Genomic DNA, 15,761 nt, shown 5'->3' with positions numbered 1-15,761 from the left:
CGTAAAAATGAAAGTTATTTAACGAAGTGTATCGAGTCTTAGAACCGATTGCAATATGTAGGCATCACATTAGTTGGGGGTTGCCGATTTGACAGTGGGCAGAAATACTCCCAAGGCGATCGATTACTTGCTCGGCATCGATGAGTCTGGTCAGCACGACACTGCCGATATTTTTGGCGGGATCGCTATTGTCTGGGGGGACTGTCGGTTTAACCTCTACCATGAGTACGGCATCTTCTACGCGGTAGAGCCACATTTTTTCCTTTTGGTCCCAGAGGCAAACGTTAAGTTGTGTAATGTCTGGTTGGCGTCTCCAGCCGGCATCTGTCCACAAACCACCTACTCCCCAGACGCGCCCGATCGTCCAACCGTCGGATAAGAAGAAATATTTCACTTGTGTACGCTTGAGATTTTGTTGTCTAACATAGCGCAAAATTGCCACAGTCTCATTACCCCGCCTCCCAATCTTCTATCTGTTATGAAAGAACTCCGGTTTCAGGCGGCTGACGGAGTTTGGCGGGTCGCTTTTGCATTTGACCCCAGCCGCTCTGCGATTCTGTTGGTAGCTGGGGACAAATCTGGTAGTAGTGAGAAGCGATTTTACAAGCAACTAATTAAGATAGCAGATAGTAGATTTGCCGGTCATTTAAATAAGTTAATGGAGCCAGAAACAGATGACAATTAGCCTGAAGACTGTTATGGAGAATTTACCTCCCGAACAACGAGCAATAGTCGAAAAGCGATCGATTGAATTAATGGCGGAAGAAATGACATTACAAGACTTACGGAAAGCCAGGAAATTTACTCAGATACGCATGGCAGAATTATTAAATATGCGTCAAGAAAATGTCTCTAGACTCGAACGCCGTGCGGATTTGTTGGTATCTACTTTGCAAAGTTATATCGCGGCAATGGGTGGGGAGTTGTCATTTGTCGTAGAATTCAAAGATCGACCACCGATAAAAATTAGTGGATTAACATCGATGTTTGAAGAAAGCAGCTACACTAATGGAGAGGAAGAATTTTAATTGACGAACACCTGTTGTGTGAGTGAGATTGATCGCACTTATTAATCTGTTTTTTGGTCAATTTCCTCTGGTTCCGATAGACTTAATTCATTCGATGATGGTGTATTAAAACCTAACAAAGTACCTCCAATTAGACTTGTATATGGGGGTAGTGTATCAACCAAATTCAATCCGAAAAAACTAAATAACAATTGAGTGATTTGTAAACCCAACGAGTAAAGTATTACTCGGATTAGTTTTCTAACTACGCCTGGTAATTCTTCCTGAATCATTTTAATCAGTTGATTGATTAATGGGTTTAGACCCTTTAAAATTGATAGAAACAGTGGTGCAATAGAGATAATAATACCTCCTACACTCCCCAAAATACCTGTATATAATTCTGTATACAGTAAACCCTGTCCATGTAAAATTAAAGGCTCCTGTAAACTACTTAAACTTAAGCAGAAAGTTTTCAATACTACAAGGTAAACTATTATTGATATTTTAATAAAAATAGTGGTTTTTTTTGATGCTCTTATTTCTTCCAAATTAGCAAAATATAGATAGAATATTCCGATGCAATCGCTGCAAAAAGATAACCAGTAAAAATTTGTCACTGTTGTATTTGCTGATGTAATAATTTCAGCTAAACTAATGACGGTTCCACCAAACCAACCGATCAGGAATCCATTAAATGAGTTTATGAGTAAAATTTTCAGGCTATTCATATTTTCACCTTATTCTGTATTTGACAAAAGTGGTTATTCTACTATATACTAACATTAAATGAACAGGTGCCCCGAACTGCACGGGGAGGTATAGCGCGGTTGAGATGCCGTGCGCCTGTCAGAGACAAGGTGCCCCGAACTGCACGGGGAGGTATGGCGCGGTTGAGATACCGTGCGCCTGTCTAAAATTTTATTCAATATTATATAGCGCTTTTCAAGCAAGTGACGTAAGCCCCTAGAAATCAGCAATTAGCAATTAGCAATTAGCCATTAGCAATTAGCCATGACCACAAAAACTCCTCCACAATTCCAAGACAGTTTCGACATCATCGTAGTTGGTGCCGGACACTCCGGCTGCGAAGCCGCCCTCGCCACTTCTCGCCTCGGTTGTCGCACTCTTCTCCTCACCCTCAATCTTGATAAAATAGCTTGGCAACCCTGCAATCCCGCTGTCGGTGGCCCGGCAAAAACTCAACTGACTAATGAAGTGGATGCGTTAGGCGGTGAAATTGGCAAAATGGCCGATCGCACTTATTTACAAAAACGCATCCTCAACTCTTCACGAGGCCCCGCTGTGTGGGCGCTGAGAGCACAAACAGACAAGCGGGAATACGCCGCTGTGATGAACAATATTGTTGAAAATCAAGAGAATTTGACCATCCGGGAAGCGATGGTGACAGACTTAGTTTTGGGCAAAAACGAAGAAGTGATCGGAGTTGAAACATACTTCGGTGTCGCCTTTGAATGCAAAGCCGTGATTCTGACAACAGGCACTTTTTTAGGCGGCACAATTTGGGTGGGCAATAAGTCGATGCCAGCCGGACGCGCCGGAGAATTTGCCGCTGTTGGTTTGACGGAAACTCTCAACCGTTTGGGCTTTGAAACTGGTAGGTTGAAGACTGGAACTCCGGCAAGAGTTGACAAACGTACTCTCGATTATACTAACCTGGAACCCCAGCCGGGAGATGCAGATGTTCGCTGGTTTAGTTTCGATCCAGAAGTTTGGGTGGAACGGGAACAAATGCCTTGTTATCTAACTCGAACTACGCCGGAAACTCACCAGTTAATTAGAGACAATTTGCACCTTTCTCCAGTCTACGGCGGTTGGGTTGATGCGAAGGGGCCGCGCTATTGTCCGAGTATTGAAGATAAGATTGTGCGGTTTGCGGATAAGGAAAGTCACCAGATTTTTATTGAACCGGAAGGTAGGGATATTCCTGAACTTTATATCCAAGGTTTTTCGACTGGTTTACCGGAAAGTTTGCAGTTGCAAATGCTGCGGACTCTCCCCGGCTTGGAAAAGTGCGAGATGATGCGTCCAGCTTATGCTGTGGAGTATGATTATTTGCCGGCTACTCAGTGTTTTCCCACGCTGATGACTAAGAAGATTGAAGGGCTATTTTGCGCGGGTCAGGTGAACGGTACGACTGGCTATGAGGAGGCGGCTGCACAGGGGATTGTCGCGGGGATTAATGCAGCTAGATTCGCGAAGAATCAGGAGATGATTGTGTTTCCGCGCGAGCAAAGTTATCTGGGGACTTTGATTGATGATTTGTGTACGAAGGATTTGCGGGAACCTTACCGGATGTTGACTTCGCGATCGGAATATCGGTTATTATTGCGATCGGACAATGCTGACCAACGCTTGACTCCGCTCGGACGGGAAATTGGCTTGATTGGCGATCGGCGTTGGGAGTTATTTGAGCAGAAACAAGCTAATATTGTAGCGGAGAAGAAACGCTTGTATTCGACGCGGGTGAAGGAGCATGAGGAATTGGGCAAGCAAATTTTAGCTGAAAGCCAACAATCGATTAAAGGTTCGATTACTCTAGCTGATTTGTTGCGTCGTCCTGGTTTTCATTATGTGGATTTGGAACGGTACAATTTAGGCGATTCTAGTCTGAAGTTGGCTGAGAAAGAAGGTGCAGAAATTGACATCAAATATTCTGGCTATCTGCAAAAACAGCAAAATCAAATTGATGAAATTGTGAGACACGAACGCCGACAATTGCCTGCGGATTTGGATTATATGGCAATTGGAACTCTCTCGAAGGAGTCGCGGGAAAAGTTGACCAGAATCCGGCCATTAACTATTGGACAAGCCGCGAGAATTGGTGGGGTGAATCCGGCTGATGTTAATGCTTTGTTGATTTTTCTGGAAGTGCGAAATCGCCAGCAGCCCGCTGGTGTGGGAAAATGAATAAATAGAACCGCAAAATTGATCTGCTTTTCCTTGATTTTTGGCTCAATTGTATGGGATATCCGTAGGGACAGGTAATACCCATTGGTGTCAACTTAAGCCTGAAAGCCCGCCAAGTTCGTCTGTGGGCTCAGGAATCCGCCAGGGGTTGAAACCCCTGTCTAATAGCTAAAGTCCTCTAAAAGAGGACTAATGAGTTGAAAATTCTTCTCTTCAGTCCTCTAAATTCAGAAAGCAACAAAAATAGACTTTTGAGAGCAGTTGAGAATGTTAAAGAGGGTCAAAGTTTAGTTGAAGTTAACTTGTAGAACTTGACAAGACACAAAATATTTGGTAATGTATGTTGTAGTAAATCACAAAATAGAACCAAAAAAATTCTGATACAACTGATAATAGCGTTCATCTAGCAAGAAATATACGACGGTATGTAACTATGGATATTGAAAAACTTAAAATAGAAGTTGAAGAACAGAGAAATTTATTGAATACCGACAGACTGGATGTGTCTTTTGGTGAGCTAATCAGTATGTATGAACGCAAGGAAATTGTGATTAAACCTGCGTTTCAAAGATATTTTCGTTGGGAGCAAGAACAGAAAACTCGATTTATTGAGTCTATACTTTTAGGCATTCCCATTCCTCCTATATTTGTAGCTGAGGATGGGGATGGAGTATGGGAGTTAGTTGATGGGCTTCAAAGAGTTTCGACTGTACTTTCTTTCTTTGGGATTTTGAGAATTGAAGATGACGGGATTAAAAGTGAAAAGAACAACTGGGTTTTAACGGAAGGCGAAAGAGTTCATGAGCTAGAAGGATTCACTTATGAAACCATACCCAATCAGTTTCGACTCAACATAAAAAGAGCCACTTGTCGAGTTGAAATTCTCAGATGGAATAGTAACTATGATATGAGATTTGAACTATTCAATAGATTGAATACAGGGGGTTCTCCTTTGACTCCGCAGGAGATTCGGAATTGTATTTACAGAGATATATCCAGCAAGTTCAATGATTTTCTAAAAGAGATTGCTCGTAATGAAGATTTTTGTACATTGATCGATTTGAGCTATGAGCAATACGAGCAGTTATATAATGAAGAGTTGGCGTTGAGATTTATTTCTCTTTACCAAAACCTGAATAATGTCAAAACCAGTATTTCACAACACATGACTGCTTTTATGAAGTCTGCGTTAGAGAACGAAAATTTTGATTATGCTGGTTATAAACAGATTTTTTCGCAAGTATTTGCTTTACTCGAGCCTTTAGGAAAAGAAATCTTTCGCCAATCTGACAAACAATTTGCAACGGCTCTTTATGATGTCATTACTATTGGTGTGGGAGAAAACTATGAATATTACCAATCTCAACCAGCACAATTTATTCGGGATAAAATTAACAATGAAGTGCGTACTGATACCAGTTTAAGGAAATTCTCAAGAAAAGGGGGGAACAATCAAAAAACTAGAATTATTAATCGGCTACGAGAAGCCCAGCGAATATTTGGAATATCGAAAAATAATGGCAACTGATCCGACTCTTTTAGAACAAGAAATTATGTCAGACATAGTTGAAAGAAGAGAGTTAATGTCTCGGATTAAATTACTAAGTCCACGATATGGTTTTTCACAAAAAGATGAAGCACTTTTCCTTAACTATTCAATACCGATAGTTTATTCTATTTGGGAGGGGTTTATTCAAGCTTCTTTTCAAATATATATTCGAGAGTTAAATAAATTAAATCTTAAAATTAGTGATATTTGCTATCCCATTCTTATCTATCATATTGAATCGGAATTTCCGCAATTTAAACAATATCCAAAAAAAGATAAGCCGAATAATAAGGTAATTTTTTTTGACAAATTCGGGCAGTTTTATCAATGTAACGCCTTGACAATTAGCCCGAAAGTGAATACAGAAAGTAATGTTGGTTTTAATGTCTTAAATAGAATATTAACAGACTTTAACCTTGAAACCATACTCACACATCCCGAACCCAATTACTCATTGCAAGATGATCTCGATAAGTTCCTGCTGAAAATCAGAAACAATGTCGCTCATGGACAAAACTCCATTGTTGTACACAGAGAAGATTTAGACAGAGCAATTAAACTGGTTAATAGACTTATGGATTTAGTATTTGAGAGAATTAAAACTGGATTTATAAACAAGTCTTATCTTCGATAGTGAATATCTTATTAGGAGTCTATAATAGTGAATACTCAGTTTAACACACCGACAAAAATAACAATTGTAGTGCTTTCTTTCGCTTTACTAACATCAGCAGGATTGAATTTCTTTCTTTACCAACAAGGGCAAAAGTATTACCTGCTATTAAATGCTACGGGACTTGACCCACTAGGCCTCAACTACTATCCAAGTTCAGCAAAAAAGATAGAACAGCCTGTCATTGTTTTTTATGGTGATTCACGGGCTGAGAGTTGGCCACCACCTAACCAAATCAAGAACATAACTATCATCAATCGCGGCATAGGTGGTCAAACTACGGCGCAGGTGCTTGGACGTTTTCAGGAGCACGTAGCCTCGCTGAAGCCTAAGATAATTGTGATTCAAGTTGGTGTCAACGACCTCAAGGCAATTCCTCTGTTTCCAGAACAAAAAGAGGCGATTATCGGAAATTGCAAGACAAATATCGGGCAAATAGTGAAAAAATCTCTTGACACGGGAGCTAAGGTTGTGGTAACAACTATCTTTCCGTTAGGAACGTTGCCGATCGAGCGAAGGCCGTTTTGGTCGGATGATGTGCCGATCGCAATTAATGACGTAAATGATTATATCAAAACACTGGCGCGCGATCGGGTAATTGTGTTTGATAGTAGTCAGGTATTGGCGAATTCCCAGGGGATTGTTGACTCAAAATACAGTCGAGACTTTCTGCATATTAACTCAGAAGGTTATGCGGCACTCAACAAGGCAATTGCTGGTATTTTGGTACAGTAGGATAATGCTGTCGCTCTGAAAAACATATCTAGTAGAAGTTCAACGACTCAAGGTGAAATTTGAATGTTAAAATATAGTATAAACCCTTACCGTGCTTGAGTTTCATTTATGGCTGAAAAATTAACAGTTAAAAACTTTGCTGGTATCACAGATTTGGAGATTGAGATCAAGCGCATCAATATACTGATTGGCCCCCAAGCCAGTGGTAAAAGTGTTTGCGCTAAACTACTTTTCTATTTTAAGAACTTCGTATGGGAAATTTTAGCTGCTGTAGAGAATGAGCAGACAAAACGTAGTCTCAATTCAAACTATTCCAAGAAATTTGAGGAATATTTTCCTCCTGACTCTTGGGGAAAACAAGATTTTTTCATACGGTATGAGGTGGCAAATATTTTTATAGAGGTTAGTCGAAAACAGGACACAAGAGCCAAGATTTCCTTCCGCTATTCAGACTTGTTAAAGCAAGAATTTACAGACTTGAGCAATTTATTAAAAAAAGCAAGAGAGCAAAATTATCAACAAAATGCTGAGTATGATAATTTGGATACATTATATTCAACGAGATTCTTTTTAAGAAAGCGATTAATAGATTTTTTAGATACATCCATCTGTCGAGAGGCAGCTTTCAATCAGTTGTTTATTCCTGCTGGTCGTTCTTTTTTCTCTATTCTTCAGAGCAACATTTTTTCTTTTTTGTCAAGCGATAACGTGCTAGATCCATTTATGAGGGAATTTGGTTCAACCTATGAAAGATTCAAACATGGGGGATTCTCTAAAGATAGACTTGCAAATCAAGAAATACAAGATGAAATAGACAGTCTAATAGAGAATTCTCTATGTGGAAAGCACATACAGGAAAAAGGGAAAGATGTTCTAGAAGTTGCAGATGGAAGACGGATTAGTATCGCAAACTCATCTTCTGGTCAACAGGAAATATTACCTCTGACAATTATGTTAGCTACACTACCTTTTTTATATACTGGCAGACAGACAGTGTATATTGAGGAGCCAGAAGCACATTTATTTCCCAGCGCACAGCGTAATATTGTCGAGCTGATTGCTACTGTATTTAATTGTCGGAAGGAGCAACTTCAATTCTTCATAACTACCCATAGTCCCTATGTCCTAACAGCATTTAATAATTTACTCCAGGCTGGTCTCCTTTATCAGGAATCCAGCGGAGATGTGCAGCATCAATTAGAAAAAATTGTGTCTAGATACAAATCACTAGATGTTTCCGATCTCTCAGCCTATGTTTTAATGGATGGAAAATGTAGTAGTATTGTTTGTCCTGAGACTGGGTTGATAGATGCAAAAGTGATTGATTCTGTTTCTGATGACCTAGCTATTGAATTCGAGCAACTTCTGAACTTAGTTTGAATCCTATATGAAAAGTCTTCCAGAGTGTGAGGAATATAGATGTGACACAAAAATTGTATTGCAGGAGAACAAAAGTAAAATAACTTTCCTCAACCCGAATCAAGACAAAATATTAACAATTAAGGTGGATGGATGCGTTATCAGTGATAACGAGACTTTGCGTTGTGACTACGCCCTTATGCCTTCTGATGAAGTAGAAATATATGTGGAGTTGAAGGGAAGTGATATTGTCCATGCAGTTGCACAACTCGAATCAACTATCCGATTACTTTCGGAAAATCCCCAAAAAATCAAGAAGCTATGTTTTGTCGTGTCTACCCGTGTGCCTAGACAAACGACAAGTATACAACAACTACAAAGTCAGTTTAAAAAAAAGTTTAATGCTAGTTTCCGAGTCAAGAATATTCAAGATGAGTATGATTTAAGTACCAAGGTAGGAGGTAATTGAGCATCAATCCAAATATTCATGCTGTCAACCGAGTAAAATCAGTGCGTCATGCAGCAAACAGCAAGCAGGCTTGGATGTCTTCAGGTTCCAAATCGGGGAAGTCTTCCAAAATTTCAGTGACAATGACATTTTCTGCCAACATTTCTAAAATATCGCTGACTCGAATTCTCATGCCTCGAATGCAAGGGCGACCACCGCACTGACCGGGTGTTTGGGTAATACGAGTTAACAAGTTATTCATTTTGCCTCCAACTGTTTGATGACAGGTAAGATTCTGTTATTATACAAAAGCTGGTTGCGATCGCCTGCGCGTGAAATCGACAAGGGCGATCGGAGCGAGGTTATCTGCGATCGGCAATAACCCACTTAAACAAGATTCGAGGACACTATGATATTCCCTGGTTGGGCTGTTGCTAGAGCTATCCCAGAGGAGACTCTAATATGGTTGGCGGCTGGAAAATACCAGCTTTATGGTGGTGTGGTTCGTTGAGCGGCAGGAACTCCGAATGCAGGGCAAATTATTGGGCATCTAATTCCAGCACTGTTCAATTAAAGGAATCAGTTTGAGTAGCACCCAACTTTCGGGCGATCGCCAAACCCGATCTTTCTGTTCGAGCCAACAGAAAGCTGGGAAGTGTGTCTGTCTCTCCTTCACTAACAAAACAGGAACGATGAGCTGTACCACATGAATCTGCTTGCTATTGAGTTAGTTTGGATAATAGGGTACAATCTGTGTATCAGTGTACTGAGTAAATGGGACAGTTAATGTGATAGTCGGAGCAGACACCGGAAAACTACCGTCTTACGATCTGCCACCGGTGATGGAAGTGGCTTGTAGTGTGATGTTTCCATACCTTGAGGGATTACTTTCTCCTCATATCGGTCTACTGTGGCAAACATTTCAGCCGGAATATCCATTTTGTGATGATGTTATTCCGATCGCACCCAGAGTCGAGATTTTTGACGATCGGAACGTTGAGCCACAATTGGAACTCACCAACATTCTGCCGTTACCTAGAGTTTGGTTTATCAGCGAAGATGAGACGAGAATTATTCAGATTCAGCGAGATAGATTTATTCATAATTGGAGAAAGGTTAGCGTAGAAAGCGAATATCCGAGGTATGACAATCTGATTAGTAATTTTCAAGCTCATCTGGCTAGGTTTGATGACTTCTTAGCGGAGGCTGAACTAGGAAAGATTCAACCACTCCAATATGAGCTAACTTATGTTAATCAAATTCCACAAGGACAGGCTTGGTTGACACTTCAAGATATTGGTAAAATTTTTCCCGATCTTAGCTGGAAAGCAAATTCTCCCAGGTTTCTCGCTAATCCTCAAAGTATTAGCTGGTCTACAGTTTTCGATTTACCTGATGAGCTAGGTAGATTGCACGCGTCAGTCAAGCCAATCATTCTCAATCAAAAGTCCACTCTTTTGTTCGAGCTTACTGTACGAGGTATTGGAAATTACACTTCGCGCGAGAGATTACAAAATTGGTTTGACATAGCACATGAGTGGATCGTATGTGCATTTGCTGATTTGACCGATCGGGAGATTCAAACAAAAATTTGGCAGCGGAGGGGATAAAATTATGACTACCACTCTGTCACAAACTGAAGCACTTTACCAGGAACAAGAAGATTTTGCAATTGTTGCAACAACTTTCAAAAAACGAGAGGGACAAAAATTTCCCAGTAGTCGTCCTATTGCTCCGGTACGTTCGGTACGTTCGGTAGCACAAACCTCAGCTAAAGATATCAATACTGATGCTAAGAGCTATTATATTTCTCCACGTCTTACAGGTGGTGCAAGCGTATTTTTGATGCCTCAACCATACGAAGTTAGAACCATTGATGAGCAATCAGAAAAATTGAGTTCTGATGATATAGCTGTACATGAGTTGGCTAGATATATTGTTGGACAAAATGTTGGTTTTTTTCAGATATTAGCAAGGGCGAGGCGTGGAAAATTTTTAACCCCTTCCACAAATCCCCCGTCAAAATCAGTTCCACGCTCGCAACCTAAATTTCAAAAGCTTGAAGCAGATGCTGGTTTGGAAGCAGATGAAGAAGAACCATTTTGGAGAGGCGTATTTGTTGTACCTCATCAGCATAAAGTTTTGTTTCGCAAAGAAATTGAGGTCAAAACCAATAAGCTTTCAAGTGGGAAACCTAATATTATAATAGATAGCTACCGACTCGAAGATGATGGCGAATAAGCTTTGGTATGAGGCGGTAGACGCAAGTGTTGAATTAACACAGGGAGACATTATTCTCAATTGTCCTGTGGTTCGTTGGGCTTCTAAACATATTGAGCCAGGAATTAACCCAGAAATTGAAATACTCAAGTCTTTAGTTGAGGCAGATGAGATTGATGCTGTGGTAATGACCCAAGGATGTGATTTAGAAAATAGGAAAGTAGAAAATGTAATCATCTGTCCCCATTTCTCACTAAGTCAGTATAGGGAGGACTGGGAGCAGGTGATGAGAGATGCGGATCAAAATCCAACTCCCAAAGCATGGGGGAGATATTGCGACGATATCAAGAATGGATACATCTGGAATCTGGCAATGCTTAATGAGGGAGAAATTGGGGAACTGAGATTAACTCACCGCATCGTTGATTTTCATGATGTATACACTTTACCGCGTACTTTTATTGAATCTCTATTACAAAGCAGAGAGCAATCTAGGCTTCGTTTACTTCCTCCCTACCGTGAGCATTTATCTCAAGCTTTTGCTAGATTCTTCATGCGAGTCGGTCTTCCTACGGGAATAACAAAGATTTGGTAATATCTAAATCTCAAATCACTGGATATCTTAAGCAGTTCCTACTAAAAAATATGTGCTAACACAATACGCAAATCCCCCACTTCTTAAAGAAGTCGGGGATTTAAAGTCCTTTATCATCCATTTCCCGCGGGTATCCGCACAGTAAAGATAGACCCTTTCCCCTCCTCACTTTCCACCGAAATCTCGCCACCCATCATCTGACAGTAATACCGGCTAATTGTCAGCCCCAATCCAGTGCCGCCATACTCTCGCGTCGTCGAAGAGTCAGCTTGCACAAAAGCTTCAAACAACTTGTGCTGTTGTGCTTGGGACATTCCAATTCCCGTATCCTTAACCGATAAACAAATCCAATCCGACTCGATCGCCCCAGCATCAGTTTTACCAGTCGCGATCGCATTGTCAACACCCGATCGCCCTAAATTCAATTTGCCACTTCCTGCAATCCGGCTGACACTCACTTTCACCCTACCGTTTTTGGTAAACTTAGCAGCATTACTCAGCAAGTGCATCAAAACCTGTCGCAATTTCCCCAAATCTGTGTGCATTGTACCCGCAGTTCGATCGCACTCAACCTCCAAAACATTACCATTTTTCCCTACCAAAGGTTGCGCGGTACTCGCCACTTTCTCCACCAGCGATGCGATGTCAAACTCCTCAATTTCCAGTTTCATTCCCCCCGTTTCAATTTTGGACAAATCGAGGATATCGTTAACCAAAGATAGCAGGTGCGCCCCCGCTTTCTCAATCTTGTCTAAGTCTGGTACAAACTCCTTGTACCCACCATCCCGCGCCTCTTCTAAAAGTAGTTGACTGTAGCCGATAATCGCGTGTAAAGGTGTCCGCAATTCGTGGGTCATATTTGCTAAAAACTGGCTTTTAGCAGTGTTAGCGGCGACAGCAACTTCCTTAGCTTGTTCCAATTCTTTTGTATGTCCCGAAACCCGCTCGATTAGGTGATTGAGAGACACAGCCAGAGAGCCGATTTCGCCTTGAGAAGTAACAGGGACTCGCAAGTCAAAATTCGACTCGGCAGCTACTTGTTCGGCCACCTGGGTGACGCTGATGACAGGTTTGGCGATCGCCCTACTGGTGCGCTTCGCCACAATTCCCGCCACCGCTACCGACAGCAACATACTAATGATAATTATGCCCTTTTCGATGCCTTGGGCATTCTCCATCACTACACCGCCTTGTCTTTCTTGCTGCTGGGCTATGTCGAGAATTTTGCTCAATTCCTGAAAATGGCTATCGAGTTGCTGTGCACCATATCCACTTTCAATTGCCAAGATTTTTCGGGCTGATTCTATCTGTTGTGGTGATAATTGCGACCGCTCAATTTGCTGCAAGGTAGACTGGAGAGTAGTGGCGTAGGAGTCTAAATCTGCTGTGCAATCTTGCAATAAAGCCTTGAGAATCCGAGGTTCTGCTGCCAACCAAGCTGGTTTACTATCGGCAAATGTTTCTATTTGCGATCGCAGGTTTTTCGCCTTAGTAATACTCGCAATTAACTGTTCTTTTTGCCACTTCAATTTAGCGGAATTGTCTACAAAAGAATCTAGCTGCGACCCCTGCAAATGTGCAGCCAGGGTTGCATCTTTAAAATTGCCTAGCAATTGGGCTTGTTGGTGAGCATCATTGAGTTGTTTGACTCCTTGTCCTTGGTGGTAGTCGGCGATTACCAATCCACTCATTGAACCTAAAAAACCGATGCCGATTGCCAACAAATATCCCCTACCAATTTTTTGATGGATGCCCCAACTACCGATTTGATTTTGCCAAGATTCGATGATTTTACCAAATGAATTTATGACAATTTTATCCCGGAATGATTTTTGGCTATTTATTTCCCCAGCCCAGGGTTTTTGAGGAATATGCCCAGACTTCAGTTCAGAAAAATTGCGATTTTTGTCATCGCTTACAACAGACTTATAAACAGGTGTTTCCTGCGGGTTTAAGGTTGGTAATCCTCTTGCTGATTCGTCCTGATTAGTCAAACAATCAACCGATTCATTGGTGCTATCACCTGCTTGTTTGGGTAAGTTAAGTTTGGAAATATGCAACCGCTGTATTCTGCTAGTATCTATCACTTTTTTTCACTCTCCACAACGGACATTTCTTTCTATTTCCTAAGACATACAGCCTCCAAACAATCTGATATTTTTGTTTGATAAAAACCGCAAATTGAATTCAGTGGATGTCTCAGAAATAATTAGATGTTTGATGACTCCTCACCAATTATTTTTCAACTCCTAAAAGTCTTCTTCAGGTAAAAAGAGATAAAGATTGATGCAGACAGTGTGTTTTATTCCCATAACACATTACAAGCACAGACTTCGGCATTTTTTATTTTTGTTCAAAGAGTGACAGGCAAATTGGGAATTTTAGATAACCTCCAAAGGATTATTTGCAGTTACTGGCACATACTTTTAATCCTTGTCATAAACCCCAAGTGAAAAAGTTGCCCAGTCCACTGATGAACCCGAAAGGGTCTAAAATTTGCAAGTTTTTGCTTTGAGGCGTGGGGAGAATCCCAAATCCCAAGCCGAAAATTTTTTGACTCAAAGCTGATTTTGTCTTTTCGACAATGCACCCGATCCCTCAGCTTTGGAATTTGACTACCAATCCGATCGCGATGGTTGAAACTTCCGGTTTCAGCAGCCGACGAGTTGGTATTACCTGATATCACAAATATAGCAGGCGATCGACTTGACAGGCAACCATAGCGCCCTCCGTAAAGCTGGTAAAATTAAAATTATAATGTATCAGTGAAAATACTGATTATTTTTCAAGCATTTAGCTAAAGCATCGTGATTATCGCGCAAAGCTTCATAAAAAAACAAAACTTCTCCGTGAATACCGCAAGAACGGTGGTAAGCAATCACCTCTAACAACAGTTCGGGAGTTATGCAATAAGAACTACCTCGATTCGCCAACAGAATACCGGGCGAGACGTACTGTAATTGCTCTGTGTTAAACTGTTGTCCAACCAGTCGATCGACTAATTGCTGATAACTGTTAAAATCACGTCGGTAGAATTGCGGGTGAATCATATCCACCAACTTTCTGTCTACCCAACTTTTAGAATCCTGCAAATATTCCACCAGTCCCCATTCATAAGGACTAGGCGACATCGACAGCAATAAATCTGGATTAATCCCTTTCAATTCTCGGTATAAACGAGCTACAAATTCAGTAATAATATCAGCGCGCCAGTGCAGCCAATGTTGCTCCCTAGGATTGGCTGGGGGTTCTCTCCCGCACTGTTGGCGATAGTTTTCCACAGTTTTAGCATCATAGCCACCTTCACAGGGAAGCGCAATGCGATCGTCTCCTTGAACGCCATGGACAGGATAATTTTTCGCAACTTCCAGTATCAAACTTAGCAGAAAGTCTTGCACTTCGGGGTCTAGAGAGTTCATCCACTCGAAATTATTCTTTTTCAGCAAATTTCCAGTGCGATCGCGCGCCGCCCACTCTGGTTTTTTCGCCAGCAAATGACCACCGTTGAGATTGTAAGAACTCACAAAGCCGTATTCAAACCAAGGAATAACTTTTAAACCGACTCTATTTGCTTCAATAATTAACTCTGCTAAGGGGTCACGTCCTTGATAGCGCGAGTCAATTTCCACTCCAAATTGTTCGCGCATAATTTGAGAAGGATAAGCGGTAAAACCTCGATTCCAGACTACAGGAAATACTGTATTAAATCCCGTATCGGCAAGGAAATCCATTGCTTCTGCAATTCGTGGTTGAGAAGTGAGAACTTTGCAGTCTGTGCTGGGTATCCAGACACCGCGCATTCCAGTGTGATGAGGCGCAAGGGTGGTTGAAATGGCTATTCTATTTTTTGTGTTAACTGGAACTGCAAACTGCTGTTTTAATAAAGATTTGAAATTGCGAATTGCTGACTGGAATGGCTCCAAAAATGGCATTTAGTATAGGAATTTGTTATTTGTTATTTAACTGGTTCCCCGGCTCTGCCTGGGAACCAAGATCCAGAGGCTCTGCCTCGCCAGCTTTTGAGAAACTTGGAGGCAGAGCCTCCGGATCTGTGTTACCACGCAGAGCCTGGTAACAAGCAGTATTTAACTGGTTCCCCGGCTCTGCCTGGGAACCGAGATCCAGAGGCTCTGCCTCGCCAGCTTTTGAGAAACTTGGAGGCAGAGCCTCCGGATCTGTGTTACCACGCAGAGCCTGGTAACAAGCAGTATTTAACTGGTTCCCCGGCTCTGCCTGGGAACCGA

The 15,761-nt window shown here is 41.5% G+C and carries 18 protein-coding genes; 11 read left to right on the top strand and 7 right to left on the bottom strand.

Features of this window, described 5'->3' with window-relative positions; all coding sequences use genetic code 11:
- Positions 1 to 64 precede the first annotated feature (64 nt).
- Positions 65 to 394 (bottom strand): hypothetical protein, encoded by a 330-nt coding sequence (locus AAFP11_RS00150; protein WP_341735386.1) that lies wholly within the window; start codon positions 392 to 394, stop codon positions 65 to 67.
- Between the two features lie 84 nt (positions 395 to 478).
- Here AAFP11_RS00150 and AAFP11_RS00145 point away from each other — a divergent pair, with 84 nt between their 5' ends.
- Both AAFP11_RS00145 and AAFP11_RS00140 read left to right on the top strand, forming a co-directional pair.
- Complete coding sequence (locus AAFP11_RS00145) at positions 479 to 685, top strand: type II toxin-antitoxin system RelE/ParE family toxin (protein ID WP_341735181.1); 207 nt, start codon at positions 479 to 481, stop codon at positions 683 to 685.
- A complete protein-coding gene (locus tag AAFP11_RS00140) occupies positions 675 to 1,028 on the top strand; it encodes a transcriptional regulator (protein ID WP_341735180.1) in 354 nt (117 codons plus the stop codon). Before AAFP11_RS00145 ends, AAFP11_RS00140 begins: the two co-directional genes overlap by 11 nt.
- A 41-nt stretch (positions 1,029 to 1,069) precedes the next feature.
- Here the strand turns inward: AAFP11_RS00140 and AAFP11_RS00135 are convergent, their stop codons facing one another.
- On the bottom strand, positions 1,070 to 1,738 hold the full coding sequence (locus AAFP11_RS00135) for a hypothetical protein (protein WP_341735179.1): 669 nt from the start codon (positions 1,736 to 1,738) through the stop codon (positions 1,070 to 1,072).
- Positions 1,739 to 2,021: 283 nt separating this feature from the next.
- Between AAFP11_RS00135 and mnmG the strand changes: the two genes are divergently transcribed.
- The 6 genes from mnmG to AAFP11_RS00105 all read left to right on the top strand — a co-directional run bounded on the left by mnmG (position 2,022) and on the right by AAFP11_RS00105 (position 8,723).
- Positions 2,022 to 3,938, top strand: a complete 1,917-nt coding sequence (gene mnmG, locus AAFP11_RS00130; protein WP_341735178.1) for a tRNA uridine-5-carboxymethylaminomethyl(34) synthesis enzyme MnmG — start codon at positions 2,022 to 2,024, stop codon at positions 3,936 to 3,938.
- Positions 3,939 to 4,371: 433 nt separating this feature from the next.
- Positions 4,372 to 5,466, top strand: coding sequence for a DUF262 domain-containing protein (locus tag AAFP11_RS00125; RefSeq protein WP_341735177.1), 1,095 nt, complete (start codon positions 4,372 to 4,374; stop codon positions 5,464 to 5,466).
- Complete coding sequence (locus tag AAFP11_RS00120; protein WP_341735176.1) at positions 5,456 to 6,121, top strand: MAE_28990/MAE_18760 family HEPN-like nuclease; 666 nt, start codon at positions 5,456 to 5,458, stop codon at positions 6,119 to 6,121. Before AAFP11_RS00125 ends, AAFP11_RS00120 begins: the two co-directional genes overlap by 11 nt.
- Positions 6,122 to 6,148: 27 nt before the next feature.
- On the top strand, positions 6,149 to 6,895 hold the full coding sequence (locus AAFP11_RS00115; protein ID WP_341735175.1) for a GDSL-type esterase/lipase family protein: 747 nt from the start codon (positions 6,149 to 6,151) through the stop codon (positions 6,893 to 6,895).
- Between the two features lie 108 nt (positions 6,896 to 7,003).
- Positions 7,004 to 8,275, top strand: a complete 1,272-nt coding sequence (locus AAFP11_RS00110; protein WP_341735174.1) for an ATP-binding protein — start codon at positions 7,004 to 7,006, stop codon at positions 8,273 to 8,275.
- 7 nt (positions 8,276 to 8,282) lie between these two features.
- A complete protein-coding gene (locus AAFP11_RS00105; protein ID WP_341735173.1) occupies positions 8,283 to 8,723 on the top strand; it encodes a hypothetical protein in 441 nt (146 codons plus the stop codon).
- 46 nt (positions 8,724 to 8,769) lie between these two features.
- Here the strand turns inward: AAFP11_RS00105 and AAFP11_RS00100 are convergent, their stop codons facing one another.
- Together AAFP11_RS00100 and AAFP11_RS00095 are read right to left on the bottom strand one after the other, a co-directional pair.
- Complete coding sequence (locus AAFP11_RS00100) at positions 8,770 to 8,964, bottom strand: DUF433 domain-containing protein (RefSeq protein WP_341735172.1); 195 nt, start codon at positions 8,962 to 8,964, stop codon at positions 8,770 to 8,772.
- 288 nt (positions 8,965 to 9,252) lie between these two features.
- Complete coding sequence (locus AAFP11_RS00095; RefSeq protein ID WP_341735171.1) at positions 9,253 to 9,408, bottom strand: hypothetical protein; 156 nt, start codon at positions 9,406 to 9,408, stop codon at positions 9,253 to 9,255.
- Positions 9,409 to 9,490: 82 nt separating this feature from the next.
- Between AAFP11_RS00095 and AAFP11_RS00090 the strand changes: the two genes are divergently transcribed.
- From AAFP11_RS00090 to AAFP11_RS00080, 3 genes are read left to right on the top strand one after another with little or no spacing between them, the layout of a single operon-like run.
- Entirely contained in the window at positions 9,491 to 10,312 is an 822-nt protein-coding gene (locus AAFP11_RS00090) for a TIGR04255 family protein (RefSeq protein WP_341735170.1), read from the top strand.
- Between the two features lie 4 nt (positions 10,313 to 10,316).
- Positions 10,317 to 10,943 carry a hypothetical protein gene (locus AAFP11_RS00085; RefSeq protein ID WP_341735169.1) on the top strand — a complete coding sequence of 209 codons (627 nt, stop codon included), beginning with the start codon at positions 10,317 to 10,319 and terminating at the stop codon, positions 10,941 to 10,943.
- A complete protein-coding gene (locus tag AAFP11_RS00080) occupies positions 10,930 to 11,517 on the top strand; it encodes a hypothetical protein (RefSeq protein WP_341735168.1) in 588 nt (195 codons plus the stop codon). Before AAFP11_RS00085 ends, AAFP11_RS00080 begins: the two co-directional genes overlap by 14 nt.
- A gap of 113 nt (positions 11,518 to 11,630) precedes the next feature.
- Here AAFP11_RS00080 and AAFP11_RS00075 read toward each other — a convergent pair whose 3' ends face one another.
- From AAFP11_RS00075 to AAFP11_RS00065, 3 genes are all read right to left on the bottom strand, one after another.
- Positions 11,631 to 13,604 carry an ATP-binding protein gene (locus AAFP11_RS00075; RefSeq protein WP_341735167.1) on the bottom strand — a complete coding sequence of 658 codons (1,974 nt, stop codon included), beginning with the start codon at positions 13,602 to 13,604 and terminating at the stop codon, positions 11,631 to 11,633.
- A 675-nt stretch (positions 13,605 to 14,279) separates the two neighbouring features.
- Positions 14,280 to 15,449, bottom strand: a complete 1,170-nt coding sequence (locus tag AAFP11_RS00070; protein WP_341735166.1) for a family 10 glycosylhydrolase — start codon at positions 15,447 to 15,449, stop codon at positions 14,280 to 14,282.
- A 16-nt stretch (positions 15,450 to 15,465) separates the two neighbouring features.
- On the bottom strand, positions 15,466 to 15,761 hold a 296-nt coding region (locus AAFP11_RS00065; protein ID WP_341735165.1), incomplete at its 5' end, for a hypothetical protein.

Source organism: Microcoleus sp. CAWBG640, assembly GCF_020883015.1.
Taxonomy (GTDB): Bacteria; Cyanobacteriota; Cyanobacteriia; order Cyanobacteriales; family Microcoleaceae; genus Microcoleus; species Microcoleus anatoxicus.
The sequence above is the reverse complement of the archived record's forward strand: the minus strand, read 5'-3'. Positions and strand labels throughout refer to the sequence as shown.

What these genes read in the sequence shown, in the direction of transcription:
- AAFP11_RS00125 (WP_341735177.1), top strand. Translation starts at nt 4,372, where the DNA reads ATGGATATTGAAAAACTTAAAATAGAAGTTGAAGAACAGAGAAATTTA.
- AAFP11_RS00110 (WP_341735174.1), top strand. Translation starts at nt 7,004, where the DNA reads ATGGCTGAAAAATTAACAGTTAAAAACTTTGCTGGTATCACAGATTTG.
- AAFP11_RS00135 (WP_341735179.1), bottom strand. Translation starts at nt 1,738, where the DNA reads ATGAATAGCCTGAAAATTTTACTCATAAACTCATTTAATGGATTCCTG.
- AAFP11_RS00085 (WP_341735169.1), top strand. Translation starts at nt 10,317, where the DNA reads ATGACTACCACTCTGTCACAAACTGAAGCACTTTACCAGGAACAAGAA.
- mnmG (WP_341735178.1), top strand. Translation starts at nt 2,022, where the DNA reads ATGACCACAAAAACTCCTCCACAATTCCAAGACAGTTTCGACATCATC.
- AAFP11_RS00105 (WP_341735173.1), top strand. Translation starts at nt 8,283, where the DNA reads ATGAAAAGTCTTCCAGAGTGTGAGGAATATAGATGTGACACAAAAATT.
- AAFP11_RS00070 (WP_341735166.1), bottom strand. Translation starts at nt 15,449, where the DNA reads ATGCCATTTTTGGAGCCATTCCAGTCAGCAATTCGCAATTTCAAATCT.
- AAFP11_RS00140 (WP_341735180.1), top strand. Translation starts at nt 675, where the DNA reads ATGACAATTAGCCTGAAGACTGTTATGGAGAATTTACCTCCCGAACAA.
- AAFP11_RS00120 (WP_341735176.1), top strand. Translation starts at nt 5,456, where the DNA reads ATGGCAACTGATCCGACTCTTTTAGAACAAGAAATTATGTCAGACATA.
- AAFP11_RS00080 (WP_341735168.1), top strand. Translation starts at nt 10,930, where the DNA reads ATGATGGCGAATAAGCTTTGGTATGAGGCGGTAGACGCAAGTGTTGAA.
- AAFP11_RS00145 (WP_341735181.1), top strand. Translation starts at nt 479, where the DNA reads ATGAAAGAACTCCGGTTTCAGGCGGCTGACGGAGTTTGGCGGGTCGCT.
- AAFP11_RS00100 (WP_341735172.1), bottom strand. Translation starts at nt 8,964, where the DNA reads ATGAATAACTTGTTAACTCGTATTACCCAAACACCCGGTCAGTGCGGT.